The organism is Paeniglutamicibacter kerguelensis (assembly GCF_017876535.1).
Classification (GTDB): Bacteria; Actinomycetota; Actinomycetes; order Actinomycetales; family Micrococcaceae; genus Paeniglutamicibacter; species Paeniglutamicibacter kerguelensis.
Window position 1 is genome coordinate 38,641 of sequence record NZ_JAGIOF010000003.1, and the last position, 14,285, is coordinate 52,925.

12 protein-coding genes are annotated in these 14,285 nt (G+C 61.3%); 1 reads left to right on the top strand and 11 read right to left on the bottom strand.

Annotated elements, in window-relative coordinates; genetic code table 11:
* Positions 1–66 precede the first annotated feature (66 nt).
* From JOF47_RS19285 to JOF47_RS19305, 5 genes are read right to left on the bottom strand one after another with little or no spacing between them, the layout of a single operon-like run.
* The gene (locus JOF47_RS19285; RefSeq protein WP_210001982.1) at positions 67–1,041 is read right to left on the bottom strand and encodes a CobW family GTP-binding protein; all 975 of its coding nucleotides are present in this window, start codon (positions 1,039–1,041) and stop codon (positions 67–69) included.
* Between the two features lie 4 nt (positions 1,042–1,045).
* A complete protein-coding gene (locus JOF47_RS19290) occupies positions 1,046–2,245 on the bottom strand; it encodes an amidohydrolase (protein ID WP_210001984.1) in 1,200 nt (399 codons plus the stop codon).
* Positions 2,235–3,923 carry an amidohydrolase gene (locus tag JOF47_RS19295; protein WP_210001986.1) on the bottom strand — a complete coding sequence of 563 codons (1,689 nt, stop codon included), beginning with the start codon at positions 3,921–3,923 and terminating at the stop codon, positions 2,235–2,237. Before JOF47_RS19295 ends, JOF47_RS19290 begins: the two co-directional genes overlap by 11 nt.
* A gap of 53 nt (positions 3,924–3,976) precedes the next feature.
* Complete coding sequence (locus JOF47_RS19300; RefSeq protein WP_245357056.1) at positions 3,977–5,554, bottom strand: solute symporter family protein; 1,578 nt, start codon at positions 5,552–5,554, stop codon at positions 3,977–3,979.
* Between the two features lie 47 nt (positions 5,555–5,601).
* Positions 5,602–5,940: a DUF485 domain-containing protein gene (locus tag JOF47_RS19305; protein ID WP_210001990.1), complete on the bottom strand. Its 339-nt coding sequence runs from the start codon at positions 5,938–5,940 to the stop codon at positions 5,602–5,604.
* 315 nt (positions 5,941–6,255) lie between these two features.
* On the opposite strand from JOF47_RS19305, the gene JOF47_RS19310 reads away from it, so the two are divergent.
* Positions 6,256–7,029 carry an IclR family transcriptional regulator gene (locus JOF47_RS19310; protein ID WP_210001992.1) on the top strand — a complete coding sequence of 258 codons (774 nt, stop codon included), beginning with the start codon at positions 6,256–6,258 and terminating at the stop codon, positions 7,027–7,029.
* 395 nt (positions 7,030–7,424) lie between these two features.
* Here the strand turns inward: JOF47_RS19310 and JOF47_RS19315 are convergent, their stop codons facing one another.
* The 6 genes from JOF47_RS19315 to JOF47_RS19340 form a co-directional block, all read right to left on the bottom strand.
* Positions 7,425–7,727 (bottom strand): DUF4193 family protein, encoded by a 303-nt coding sequence (locus JOF47_RS19315; RefSeq protein WP_210001994.1) that lies wholly within the window; start codon positions 7,725–7,727, stop codon positions 7,425–7,427.
* Between the two features lie 454 nt (positions 7,728–8,181).
* Complete coding sequence (locus tag JOF47_RS19320) at positions 8,182–9,180, bottom strand: amidohydrolase family protein (protein ID WP_210001996.1); 999 nt, start codon at positions 9,178–9,180, stop codon at positions 8,182–8,184.
* Positions 9,152–10,576: a M20/M25/M40 family metallo-hydrolase gene (locus JOF47_RS19325; protein ID WP_245357062.1), complete on the bottom strand. Its 1,425-nt coding sequence runs from the start codon at positions 10,574–10,576 to the stop codon at positions 9,152–9,154. Before JOF47_RS19325 ends, JOF47_RS19320 begins: the two co-directional genes overlap by 29 nt.
* Positions 10,566–11,330 (bottom strand): (S)-ureidoglycine aminohydrolase, encoded by a 765-nt coding sequence (allE, locus tag JOF47_RS19330; protein ID WP_210002000.1) that lies wholly within the window; start codon positions 11,328–11,330, stop codon positions 10,566–10,568. The genes JOF47_RS19325 and allE overlap by 11 nt, the downstream gene beginning before the upstream one ends.
* On the bottom strand, positions 11,327–12,757 hold the full coding sequence (gene hydA, locus JOF47_RS19335) for a dihydropyrimidinase (RefSeq protein WP_210002002.1): 1,431 nt from the start codon (positions 12,755–12,757) through the stop codon (positions 11,327–11,329). Before hydA ends, allE begins: the two co-directional genes overlap by 4 nt.
* On the bottom strand, positions 12,750–14,246 hold the full coding sequence (locus tag JOF47_RS19340) for an aldehyde dehydrogenase (RefSeq protein WP_210002004.1): 1,497 nt from the start codon (positions 14,244–14,246) through the stop codon (positions 12,750–12,752). The genes hydA and JOF47_RS19340 overlap by 8 nt, the downstream gene beginning before the upstream one ends.
* Positions 14,247–14,285: the final 39 nt, after the last annotated feature.

Here is a 14,285-nt window from a genome sequence, read left to right on the forward strand (position 1 = left end):
AAGCCACAAGTTACCCACGTACCCCAACTCGCCACCCATAATCGTGGCATGTGCACGGCCTCACCGTCAGGCGGGGACTACTTGTTCCTCCGCTCGCCCAATGCAGCCTTGGAAACCGCTGCGAATCGCAGGATCATCGAGGTCACTGCCGATGACCACCACTCCCCGTTGTCCGTCCACACCTATTTCCGTGGCATCTTCCAGGGTGATGAGCCCTGAGACCACATGGACAATGAGATCGCGGCTTTCGCCGGCCCGGAAGACCTTCACAATCCCCTTGACCCTGATTACCGTCGGGGGCAGCCCGCCCAGCCAGGAACGGAATTTGTCCTCGTCCAGGGTCAGTTCGGATGTCAGGCTGATGCTCGTCATCGACCTCCCGTGTGCGGCATGCGGAACGTGCTCCCCGCGAAGTGACGGGCTGGATTCCGCCGCCTCCATGCGGGGTGGGTAGGCAAGCAAATCGGCAAGGTCCAAGGAAGCCCTGACGGCCACCAGCACGGGGGCCGATGGGTTCAACAATTCCAATCCGGCACGAATTTGTTCGACCTCCTGGGGACTGACCAGGTCGGTCTTGTTGAGCACCAAAAGGTCGGCGTGCGTTATCTGGTTGTAGGCGGCCTCGGCATGCTCGAGGTTCCTATCGAAGTTTGCCGCATCCACGAGCGTGACGGTTTGCTGCAGGTGCAGGGCATCCGAGAGCGGCGGACTGACCAGTCTCTCAATGACGGGCCCGGGATCGGCGAGCCCGCTGCTTTCCAGCAGGATATGGTCTAGCGGCTTGCCACTAGAGGCGAGGGCACTCAGTGCCCCTTCGAGGTCGCCCCGGCTGGCGCAGCAAACACACCCGTTAGCCAGTTCGACGATGTCCATCCCCTCACTGCGGGAAATCAGGGATCCGTCAATGGGGAGTTCGCCGAATTCATTGACGACCACCCCCACCCGGAGCCCTTCCTTTTGCTGGAGAAGCCGGTTGACCAGTGTGGTCTTGCCGCTTCCAAGGAATCCAGTGATGAACGTTACCGGGATAGCTGACTGCATGGACCTAACCTCTCCCTTCGGCGAGAGCCGGGGTCTTTCCCAGAAGACTCTCGCGCACACTCTTTTGACTGGCGGCATCGGCAATGGTTGCCGCCAGCGCTTGGGCCCCGTCGGCCACTGAACTATCGGCGATAGGCGTGGCACAGGCCGCCGTGAATTCTGGCTGGTGGTTAACAACAGGCCAGGTCCCCAGGCCGATGAACGGCTGGATGGTGGGCATGACCTGCGAGACATTGCCGACATCGCTGGAGGCCAAGAATCCATTCATATTGGGGTCATGGCTAAAGTCCCTGCCCAAGGCCTCGGCATTCTCGCGGTAGAGCCCGGCCAGGACCGGATCGGACCTCAGTTCCGCGTAGTTCCGCCCACCTCCGCTGAATCCGTGCGAGCACCCCGTGGCTCGTGCACCTCCCTCGAAACAGGATTTGACTCTGTTCTCCAGTTCGGCAAGCTGGGCAACGTTCGTTGACCGCAGGACATAATCAGCGGTGGTCCGGGCCGGGATGATGTTGGGTGCTTCACCGCCATGGGTGGTGTAGCCGCTGATCCTGTCTTCCTTGCCAATGTGTTGCCGGAGAAGCCCGAGCGCTACCTGGGCAACGGTTAGTGCGTCGGCAGCGTTGCGTCCTTGCTCGGGGGCCGCCGATGCGTGTGCCGCCACCCCCGTCATTTCCACCTGTAGTCTGCTGGCTGCGATCATCTGGGGTGCGGCAACCTCGAAGGGTGTCGGATGGACCATGAGTGCGGCATGGATGCCATCGAATCCCCCTCGCTCGAGCATGAGGAGCTTGCCGCCGGCAGCAAGACGTTCTTCTGCCGGTGTGCCCAACACCGTTAGGGTGATCCCCAACTCATCGACGAAGGGTGCCAGGGCTGCCGCGGCCGCGAAGGCCGTCGCGGCAATCAGGTTGTGGCCGCAGGCATGGCCCATGCCTGGGAGTGCGTCGTACTCCGCCAGCAGGGCAATGTTGAGGTCTCCGGTGCCAATGGAAGCGCGGAAGGCAGTCGGCAACCCACAGATACCGGACTCAACCGTGTAGCCTGCCCCATCCAGCGCTTCACTCATCCAGCGGCTGGCTTTCTCCTCCTCAAATCCGATCTCCGGGTTGGAGTGGATGCGGTGGCTGAGGCTGACGGCATCGTTGTGTACCAGGGAGATCCGTTTGTCGAGATGCCGCTTGACGGCGTGTGGATCAGCGTTCATGGACAAGTTCACCTCCGACGTAGGTCTGCAACACTTGCAGTTCGGCGATTTCCTGGTCGGCGCAGGTCAGGATGTCGCGGTCAAGGACAGTGAAGTCGGCAAGTTTGCCGAGCTCAATCGAACCGCGCACGTCTTCCTGCCAGCAGGCGTAGGCGTTGTTGATCGTGTACATGCGCAGCATTTGTTCGCGGGTGATCTGTTGGCCGGGAAGCAGCACCCCGGCCATGGTGTCCCCGGTGAGTGCCGAGTACTGGCTGAGGAAGGGACGATCCGGATCGTAGACCACTGCCGGGTTGTCCGAGCCGCCGGTGACCGTCAGCCCTCCGTCCATCCAGGACTTGATGGGCATCCCCCAGTCGCGCACGGTGCGCCGCCACGGATCCGTATCTGACATTTTGGCGATGCGGACTTGTTCCATGATCTCGTTCATGCGCATGGAGCGGGCCGAGGCGTAGTAGGCCAAAAGGGAATTGGAGGCGATAATTGCCCCGAGTTTGCGTGCCCGCTCGTAGTGCTGAGGTTCCTGGAGACCGAATCCGTGCTCGAAGCTGATGCGTCGGCCGGCGATCGGGTTTTCCATGGCGGCTTCCTCGAGGGCGGTCAATACCGTTTCCGTTGAATCACCGGATCCTCCCGTATTGATATGAATGGCCATGTTCCAGTTGCGGCGGTTGTATTCGTTGATGATGAACTTCAGCTTTTCCTTGCTGTGGGCCCACCACCCGTCGTTGACAGCGACGATTTTGATCCCGTTCAGCCGCAGCATCGAGTCACCCAAGTGCTGCTTGGGACCGAAATATGAATTCAGGGAATTGAGGATCTCATCCTCGGACATGTAGCGCGCGGGCAGGCCGAGCAGGACATCCGTGCGGATCTTGAGCAAGCCACGCCGATGGGCCTCGGTAAGGGCCTCGAGTTCGTCAATCGATGTCCCCATGTCGCGTACCCCCACGACGCCACATTGGTGGTAAATCTTCTGCTGGGCCATCATCGCCTTGATTTGGGTTTCCTGGTCGAAGTACAGGAAGTCCCATTTCTTGATGGGCTGGTTGTTGACCTTCCACCAAGCCTTGCGGGCCATGTCGCCGGCCCCGGCGATCAGGTGTCCGGTCGGCTCGCCGTCGTTGTCACGCACGATCCAGCCTTCAGGTTCTGTGGGGTTTTCGGTATCGCGTGTAATGCCGGCCAGGCGCAGTGCGTAACTGTTGCAGATCACATTCTTCCCGGACTGGAAGATGTATACGGGGTGGTCGGGTGAGACCTTGTCCAGGTCATGCCGGGTGGGGAAACGCCCGTCTTTCAGAGCCCCGCGGTACATGCAGGAGGTTCCGATCCATTCCCCCGCAGGGGTCGCGTCGACGCGGGCCTTGATCTCCCGGAGGATCTCATCGATGGATTGGAGGGTGGCAATGTTGACCTTGGCTTCCCCGTCCAGGGCATCCATGCCGGCCAGGGAGAAGTGGACGTGGTTGTCCATCTGTCCGGGCACCAGCGTCTTGCCGCCCAAATCCACGCGCTTGGTCCGTTTGCCGGCCAGCTGGGAGACTTCGTCGGTGCCTCCAATGGCGACGATCTTCCCGTCATAGACCGCCACGGCCTCGGCGGTGGAGAACTCCTTGTCGACGGTCACGATGTTTCCGTTGGTCAGAATCAAGTCAGGTGCGAATTCGATGGTCATGCTCTTACCTTCTTTCGTGGAACCTTTTTTGGTGGCGTAAAGCTTCGGTGAACCTATTCGGAGTTGGCCCCGCTCAAGGCGCGGACTTCGAGTGCGTCGTAGCCTTCCTCAGCTGCAACATCGCGCTTGGACAATGCGCCAATGATCGCAAAGAGGAAACCTGCCGGCACGGATACCAGCCCAGGATTGGTGAGTGGGAACCAGCTGAAGTCGACGGAGGCAAACAGGGATCTGTCTGTTCCGGAAACGGTCGGGGAGAAGACGACCAGCAGCACTGCCGTGACCAGTCCTCCGTAGATGCCCCAGAGTGCGCCTCGAGTGTTGAACCTTCGCCAGAAGAGGTTCAGGATCAACGAGGGTACGTGGGCGGAAGCGGCGATCGCGAGACCCAGTCCGACGATGAAGCCGATGTTCAGGTTCTGGACGGTAAGACTGATGACGATGGCGGCAAATCCAATGACGACTGCGGCTATCCGGGCGACCTTTACCACTTGCGCATCGGTGACCTGGCCGCGCTTGATCACATTTCCATAGAGATCGTGCGAGAAGGTGGTGATGGCGGAGACCATGATGCCTGCCACCACGGCCAGGATCGTCGCGAAGGCCACGGCGGAGAATACGGCCATGAAAATGTTTCCATTCAATGTTCCGGCGCCCCCGCCCAGTTCCTGGGCAAGCAGGATGGCGGCGGTATTGCCACCCGCGCTCGAGGCCGTAATCGCTGCTACGCCCACCAAGGCGGCTGCTCCCAGCCCCATGATCAGGACCACGGCGACGGTGAATATCGATTCGATTCCGAAGAGCCAAAGGGCGGATGAACGGGCAGTCTTGTCGTCGCTCACGGTGTAGAAGCGCTGGAAGACGTGGGGAAGTCCGATAAAGGCCAGGGTCACGCCGATTCCGAGGCTCAGCAGGTCCAAGGGGTTCTTGTACTGGAGGCCGGCTTCCAGGAACTGTGGACCGTGCCCGCTACCTCCGGCTGCCGCGGTGAGCAGGGCACCGAAATCGAACTCGAAACGGATCAGGACCATCACCGCCATGAGCGACACGATGCCCATGAGGATGACCGCCTTGATGATCTGTACCCACGTGGCGCCCCGCATCCCACCGAAGACTGCATAGATGGTCATCAAGATGCCAACGACCACGATCGTTGCGTTCTTGACGCCAGGTCCTTCGGCTCCGATCAAGAGTGCGAGCAGGGCCCCGGCACCGACCATTTGGGCGATGAGGTAGAACAGGGAAATCGTGAGGGAAGACATGCCCCCCGCTAGTTTCACGCGCCGTTCATTCATCCGGAAGGACAAGACATCCGACACCGTGAAACGTCCCGTGTTACGCAGGAATCCGGCCAGCAGCAACAACAGTACGAATGCCACCACGTTGGCAATGCCGAACATGAAGCCGTCGAACCCGAAGAGGGAGACCAGGCCGACGCTGCCCAAGACGGCTGAGGCGGAGAGCGAATCTCCGGCCATGGCCAGTCCGTTCTGCCTGCCGGTCAGACCTCGGCCGGCCGTAAAGAACTCGTCGCGGGACTTGCGGTGGCGTGCAGCCCACGCTGTGATGCCGAAGGTCATGACGATGATGGCCAGGAAAAGCCCGAGCATTAGTGGCCTGCTGCTATCCATTCCTGACGCAGCCACCTGAGTCGGAGCAGCTGCGGTGGTTGTCGGTATCATTTCTCCCCCTTGACGGCGCTTTGCCGCATCTTGGCGATCAGTGCCTCGTTGGCTCGTGAGTGCCTCACGAACATGACTGCAACGATTAGTGCTACAAAGACTTGGGACCAAACGAATATGAAGCCGAGGTTGATTGGCCCGATGACTGAGACGGCCATCATTTTCGGTGCGTAGCCCACGGCCCAGAACAGCAGAATGGCCCATACCCACACCACCGCCCCGGCGGTGAAAGTGAAGTTCCTGGACCGCTTCCGCAGTTCAGTGAACTCGGGGGTTGCACGCAGGTCTACAACACTGGGATCGGCTCGCACAACACTGGCATCTTGACTGGACATCGTTGTCCTCTCCAATGAGATCAATAGGGATAAGTGCGCGGTGGATGAAAGGTGCCTCCCTTTTGGAGGGTGGCCCCAATACCTACGCTTACGGCTCACCGCGACGCTTGTCCCTTGTCAGCGAGTCCGTTATATTTCGGTAGGCAGAATCTAAAAAAAAGTATTCTGTCTGGGCGAACAATCACAGTATTATCGTATCTATGACGTACGTCAATGGGGCAATATGTTTTTTTGGGAGTCGCGAATTTTCCCGGCGCTCGAGGAGCCGTACGTTGCTTCAATTCCCCATCAGTTACCGGCACGCGAGGATTAAGCATGCAAGAGAAGGACGAGGACCAGGGGCCGCTGCTCAATGAGTCTGCGGACCGGGCACTCCAGCTCATTATTTATCTGCGCGACACGGGGGCTATTTCGGTTACGGAGGCAGCTGAACACTTGGGTATTGCCCCGAGTACGGCCCATCGACTGCTCACGACTTTGGTGCATCGACATTTTGCCGAGCAAATGACAAACCGCAAATATCGGCCCGGTCGCGAAATTGCCAACGCCGAACCTGTTAGCGTCGCGCGCCTGCGAGAAGCCGCCAGGCCGGCGATGACTTCCCTGGCCCAGACGCTAGGGGAGACGGTCCAGCTCGTGGTCCTTCGCGGAGGAAACATTGAGTTCGTGGACGGAGTCGAAAGCGAAAACCTGCTCCGCGTGAGCTGTCGATTCGGCGTCCAGATCCCCGCATTTACATCGGCCGGCGGCAAGGCCTTGCTCGCGGAAATGAGCGACGCCCAGATTCAAGATCTTTACCACCACGGTGTCCCCACCTGGCCGACGAGCAGCATCGGAACCATCGATGACTTGAACGCCAGTCTGGACGAAACCCGGCGGACAGGATCCGGAACGAACTTTGAGGAATCCGAGCGAGGAATTATCGGCATAGGGGCCGCAATCCACAACATACGAGACGAAGCCGTCGGAGCACTCACCGTGGCCATTCCCGCGTCCCGGTTCCAGCCTTCCAAGATGCCGCGCATCTTGGAAGATCTCACGAAGGCAACAACACAAATTGGCGAGTTGCTTGGGGAGCAATCCTCCTGAATATCCGCATCCTCAAGGCAATGCACGCGGGGTGACTACATTGGTCACGTTCCGTGGAACGCCGATGCCAAGATGCAGGCGCCCACTACGCGGCCACGGATCCCGATCGGTCTCGGTCCAGGGGAATGAACCTCGCCCGGCACTCGAGCGGCGATGGCGTCGCGGCCTCTCATCAAATGCGGGCGGCAAAGCCGATTTTCGTCATAAGGAAGATTCACTTATTGAAGAAGGTTCCGCGGTTGCTGCAACTCCCGAGATTCCGGGTGTTGCAGCAACCGCTAGAACTCGCCGACCATTTAGGTGGCGCGGGGAAATAACCACCGCATAGGACGATCCTTCACTGCCACATCCACGGCCAAAAGCCGGTTGTTGCTGCCGGGGCCATGTGCCGGTGGCTAGACGTCGACGCAGTCGCGGCATATCGGGGCGCCGCCCAGGGTCCTGGCGGCCTGGCTTCGGTGCCGGACGGTGAAGCATTCGCCGCACACGAACTCGTCGCTGGCCTGGGGAATGATCTCGACGACCAGCTCATCGAGAACGATCGCGCCGGGCAGCTCGATGCCGTCGGACAGGTCTGTCTCCTCGAGGTCTGCGTGCACGCTCCGGGCGGTCGGTGCGTCCATCTTCCGGACGTCCTTGAGCGTCCGTTCCGAGGCCTCGGCGACATCCGGGCGGGCCTCGTCGTAATCCTGGGCCATGTTGTGTCCTTTCATTTGATTCTGGGGGCACGAGTGTAGAACCAACCAGACACGGCCGTCCAACGGACCTTCGTCACATCACGAATTAGTCGTATTTCACCTAGTCAAAATGCCATTTTGAAACGCCGATAGTTGATATTATGTAAGGTCGCATAAATGCAAAGTGCAGGAAGTGTGCTTTGCATTTGTTCCATTGACCCTTTGAATTGAAGCATTCTCACGCAAGGTGAAGCATTGGCCGCATTTTTGTCGCTAGAAATGAACTATCGACCAAAATTTCCTGTGATTCCGGGGATTTCTGGGCCTAATTATATATTTCGGTTCGACGGTTTGATTCACCTCTAGGGAGAAAAATAGGAGCAAAGCGACCTCCCAACCGTTGAGGACCCCCCTAGGATCCTGTCTTTTCGTGGTCCAACTTAAATCCGAATCCTTCATTCCTCTGGGTATCCGGCTAGGGCACGGCGGCCCGGATCATTCGTCCAAGCTTGAATAGATCGACGGCGGCTGCGGTCGACTGCAGGGGATCAAGACCCGCGGCTGCGAAACTACCGGCTGGATCGCCATCCCCTGTCATGTATGGCGAGTCGGTTCCAAGCAGCACCCGGTCAGCGCCGGCAAACGCCGCAAGAAAACGCAGTGCGGTTTCGGAGTGCACGATCGAGTCGTACCAGATCTGTTCTGCATAGCCGGAAGGTGGCTTGCCAGCAGCTTCTCGCAATTCGGGGCGCTGCTTCCACGCGTTTTCCATCCGACCGAGCAGATAGGGCAAAGCGCCGCCACCGTGCGGCACGATGAGTTTCAACCCGGGGTGGCGGTCGAGGGTTCCGGTGGCCATGAGCCTTCCGACCGCCCATGCAGTATCGAAGGGAACCCCTAGGGAATTGTTCAGGAATAGTTCGGGCGAGGTCACCATCCCGCAATAGTAGGGGTGGACCAAGAGTGGAGCGCCGAGTTCCGCAGCTTCCTCAAAGAGCGGACCAAGCCCGAGCACGTCTAGCGGTTCTGATGGTCCCAGGCCCGTGCCGATGATCGCGCCGACGAGGCCGAGTTCTTCCGTTGCTCTGCGAAGCTCCGCCGCCGCGGCCTGCGCATCACCGATGGGCAGTGTGGCAAGTCCGTATAAACGGTCCGTATCGCCGATGAACTCGGCGATTGCGTCATTGGCGCGACGTGCGAATCCTATGGGGTCATGTTCCTGCCCGTAGATGAATAGGTGCGGGGTGAGGGACACGATGGAAATATCGACGCCCCGTTCATCCATGGCCGATAGTTTAGCCGAGGGCGATTGCATCTCCGGGTAGTGCAGCGGCAGTCGGCCTGCGGCAGTCTCCAGAAAGTCTGTTGTCCCCGTGATCCCATGGGCACCCGACCCCGCGCGGAGTATCTGGACGACAAAGTCCGGGACGAAGTGGGTATGAACATCAACAAGCATGTGCGGAACCCGCTTCAAACCGTTCCAGGGCGGCAATCGCAAGACGCCTGAATACCTCGGCGCTGGTCTTGATCCCGTTCGTAAACCACTCGAGCGAGAGATGTTCCTGGGCTGAATGTTCCTGCATGTCGGGCTGGGCATAGGGCACCAGAAGGCAGTCGAGTCCCACCGCGTCGACGAAGGTGGCGAAGACTCCGCCCCCGCCGATGGACGGGATCACCACCGGTGGGCGCCCCCACACCGATTCGAGGGCAGCGACGGCCGTCGACACGAGCGGATGGTCACCGGTGACTCCCGATGGCGGTGCGTCGGAGAGCACCGTGATCTCGATGTCTTCGAACCCGTGCGCGTCAAGGTGCGCCCGAAGAAGCGTGGCGACGTGGCTTGGCCGTTGGCCCTTGAGCAGCGCAAAGTCGATCTTTGCCGTCGCCGAGGTCGGGACCGCCATTTTGAGGCCCTGGCCCGTGTAGCCGCCCTCGATGCCGCAGACGCACATCCTTGGTTCAAAGAACATCGAATCGATCGGTGCGTCGCGTTCAAATTCACGGACGCCGAAGGTCTCGGCCGGAGGCAGGAAACCAGCGGGAAGCTTCGCTGCTAGGTCCCGCAATTCGGTGGTGATCGGCTCCATGCCATCGAAGAAACCGTCGATCGCCACGCGGCCATCCTTATCAACCAGCGTTGCGATGGCTTGGGCCATCTGGGTGACTGGATTTGGAAGGATACTGCCGTAGCTCCCCGAATGCCATTCGTTGTCTGCACCCTTGGCGTTCAACTCCACATACAGTGCCCCGCGGATTCCGAGGAACAGCGCAGGGTCCCACACCCCCAGCGTCGAAGCGTCGGAGGTATAGAGGAAGTCTGCGCGGAAGCGGTCCACATTTGCCCGGATGTAGTCGGAGGTGTCCCCGCACCCGATTTCGTCCTCACCATCAAACATGAAGTTGATCTGGAACGGGGGAAGCTCCCCAAACACATCGATCCAGGCCGCCAGCGCACAAAGGTGCGCGATCATCTGCCCCTTGCTGTCTCCCACGCCGCGTCCCCACAGTGATCCCTCAAAAACCGTGGGCTCGAATGGCGGAAACTTCCACTGCGCGTCGTCTCCCGGCGGCACCACATCATAGTGTCCGTAGACCAACAACTTTCGTTCGCTCTCCCCCGCTGCGGCCCAGACAATTGGGTGGGCTCCGGTCTCCAAGAGCTCGGGTTTCAGCCCGATCGAAGCGATCCGGGAAGCCAGGTGCTCCGCGCACTCGCGCACGCCTTCCCCGGTGGCACTGATGCTCGGGATCGAAGCGAACTCGATGAGCCAGGACAGGTACTCGCCGGCTTGCTCCTCGACCCGCTGCATCAGCGCTTCCTTGTTGGCCTCCAGCGCCTGCAGCTTGTTTTCCCGCAGCTTAGAATCCATCACGGTTGGCATCCTTGTATAGAAGATAGGCGGATTGGGAGAGTCCTGTCGGATAGTAGTACTGCGGGCAATACGGACCCATGTAGATGAAGTCGTCCTCTTGGACCTCATAGTTCTCACGTTCCAGAACATAGATTCCGCGTCCGTTGAGCATGTACAGGACGTGCTCCTCGTCATGGATCTCGACCTTGGGGAACACCGCGCCGGGGTCGAACGAGAGGATGCTCATCGCGAAGTCGAACGAGGCATCGACCGGCAGCATTTCCAGGCGGTAAACGCCGGGAACCGATCCGGGGGTCGGCAGCATGTCATTGGCGCACCCCACCACGGGCTCGGGCGCGGGGTGCCCGGCTGTCGGCTCGTAGCGGCGCTTGACCCACAGTAGGCGGGCGGGGATATCGGCGGAATTGGAGATTTCAAAACTCCCGCCTTGCGGCAGGAACGCGAAGGAGGATGCCGGGGCATCTTCTCCAAAGGGGCCGGTGAGCCCTCCATCCAAGGTGTAGAGGAAGTTCTCGAATCCTTCACCGGCCGGGGCAACGGTTCCACCACCCGGCTCGATTTCCAGCAGGTACATCGCGGCTTTCGCCGACCCGTTGCGCGGCGTGGTCAGTTTCTTGACCACAGTCTCGGCAAATTCCGGCAGCCGTGACCCGAAGTGGTTGGCCGGGGTAATCACATAGTGTCCTTGGCCGATTCCTCCCCTGTTGGTGGAGACCTGCGCGGGTGGGAGCAGTGGTGGAGACTGGTTCATTTCGTTTCTCCTAATGGGTGGCTGGGAGTCGACCGGTGCAGGTACGCTCCGGCTCGTTGGTTCTGGAGCACCGCTCCGTCGAAAAATACTGTTTCCCCACGCAGCAGGACCTGCCGTACCCGGCCCGAAACTTCCATCCCCTCATAGGGAAGGTAGTCCGCGGCCGAATGGTGGGTGCTGGCGGAAAGTATGGAGCTTTGCCGCGGGTCAAGGATCACCAGGTCGGCGTCGGAGCCGACAGCGATCTCGCCCTTGCGTGGGTAGAGGCCTGCGAGCTTCGCCGGGTTGCTGCTCGCGATTTCCACCATGCGCGCCAGCGTGTAGTGGCCATCAACGACGCCTTGATAGGCAATGGCCATCCGCTGCTCGACACCCGGGAGCCCGTTCAAGATGTGGGTGAAGTCGCCCTCGACGATTTTTTCGCCGTGGAGCGCGAAGGGGCAGTGGTCGCTGGAGAGCACGTCGAGCGGGCCCGAGTCGAGTGCGCCCCAGAGTTCGGTCTGGTCCTCCAGCGAGCGCGTGGGCGGGGAACACACGAATCTGGCTGCGATCTCCCGCGGGACCCCCTCGAGCATCGACTCGTCGAAGACAAGATAGTGGGAACAGGTCTCCGCGAAGATCTGCGTCCCGGCGGCGCGCGCCCGCTCGATTTCCGCGAGCGCCTCGGAGGACGAGACATGGACTATGTAGAGCCGGGTCCCGGAAAGACGGGCAAGCACCGATGCGCGCATGACGGCTTCGGCCTCGGTCATCGGTGGCCGGGTCTTCCCATGCCAGTCCGGTTCCGTGTGCCCGGCCGCCAATGCGTCGCCCACCAGCACCTTGATGGCGTGGCCGTTCTCGGCATGCACCAGCACGAGCATGTCGGACTCGGCCGCGCTCTGCATGGCCCGCAGGAGCGCCTCGTCATCGCTCATCATCTGCCCCGGATAGGCCAGGTACATTTTCACGCTGGTGACGCCCAGGTCCGGCAACCCGGAAAGCTGCTCGAGTGTTTCGGCGTCGGGCTGCACCAGGACCATGTGCGCCCCGTAGTCAGCCCACGGGCGCTGGGCTGCAACTCGTTCCCGCCAGTCTGCAAGCGCATCCGCCAAGGACTGGCCGGCTTCCGCCCTGCAAAAGTCGACGATGGTGGTGGTTCCGCCCGCCACCGCCGCTGCGGTGCCGCTCGCGAAGTCGTCGGCGGTGCGGATGGAACCCCGGAAAACCGAGTCAAGGTGGGTGTGGAAATCGACGCCGCCGGGCAAGACGTAACTGCCGTGCGCATCAATCACCTCGGCGTCGGCTGGCACTTCGTCGTGGCCGGGTTCGAAGGACCCGAGCCCGGCCACGACGCCGTCCACCACCAACACGTCGGAACGCACCACGCCGGCAGCGGTGACTACCTCGCCGCCGCGCACGATGCACCGACGCGGGCGGCTAAACATCGAGATTGATCCAGTTCGTCTTGAGCGCCGTGTACTGCTCCAGCGCGTGCAGCGACTTGTCGCGTCCGAAGCCCGACTGCTTGAACCCGCCGAAGGGCACGTTGATGTCGGCCTGGTTGTAGCAATTCACCCAGACAGTGCCGGCGCGCAGCGCCCGCGAGAGCTGGTGCGCCTTCGAGATGTCCCGGGTCCACACCGCGGCGGCGAGGCCGTAGTCCGAATCGTTAGCAATCCGCACCGCGTCCTGGGCGTTCTTGGCCGTGATGACGGAGAGCACCGGCCCGAAGATTTCCTCTTGGGCGATGCGCATCCTGTTGTCGACGTCAGCGAAGAGCGTCGGTTCGAGGTAGTACCCACCGGTTTCCTGCCGGGCACGCACCCCGCCGGTGATGAGGCGGGCGCCCTCCTGGCGCCCGATGTCGACGTAGCCGGCAACGCGATCGAGCTGTTCGGCGTCAACGATGGCGCCCATTCGGGTTTCGGGGGCGAACGGATCCCCCGGTCGCCACACGTGGCTCGCCGTCACCACAAGCTCAATGAACTCGTCCCTGATGGATTCCTCCACCACCAAGCGGGACCCGGCGCTGCACATTTCGCCCTGGTTCACGTATGCGGCCAGTGCCGCGGCGGCCGCGGCGACCTCAAGGTCGGGCGCGTCAGCCATCACGATGTTTGCCGACTTGCCGCCGCATTCCAGGGAGACGGCCTTCATGTTTGATTGTCCCGAGTACTGCAGGAAGTACTTGCCCACCTGGGTTGATCCGGTAAAGGCAATCTTGTCCACATCCATGTGCAGGCCAAGGGCCTTGCCAGCCTTCTCCCCCAGTCCCGGGACAACGTTGAAGACGCCGTCTGGCAGCCCCGCCTCGACCGCGAGTTTCGCGAGAGCGATCACCGGCAGCGGCGCCTGCTCGGCGGGCTTCACGATGACCGAGTTTCCCGTGGCCAGGGCCGGGGCGATCTTCCACATGGGCATCCCGATCGGGAAGTTCCACGGGACCACCGCCGCCACCACGCCGACGGCCTCGCGGGTGACGAGCGCCAGCGCCGACGGGGCCGTGGGCATGATCTCGCCTGCCCACTTGTCGATGGCCTCCGCGTAGAACTCGAGCACATCCGCCGCATGGTCTACCTCGCCGAGCGCGGCGGAAATGGGTTTGCCGCAATCGGCCGTCACGATGGTTGCCAGGCGGGCCCGGTCGCGGCGGATCCCGGCGGCGAAGCGCATCAGCACCTGCTTGCGGTGGCGCGGTGGGGCGCTAGACCAGCGGCCGTCCTCGAATGCGCGCCGGGCCGCCGAAACCGCCGCGTCGACATCCACCTCGTCCCCGGCGGCGATCTGTCCGATCACTGCACCATTGACGGGGCTCCGGTTTTCGATGGTCTCGCCGGAGATCGCGCCGACAAAGCGGCCGTCAATGAATGCCCCGCCTTCGGGCGCCGCCTCAGCGACGACAGCTGTCCAATCCTCGGTGATTTCGGTGGTCATGGGGTGCTCCTTCTAAAGAAAAGTGGAAAGTGTTGAGAG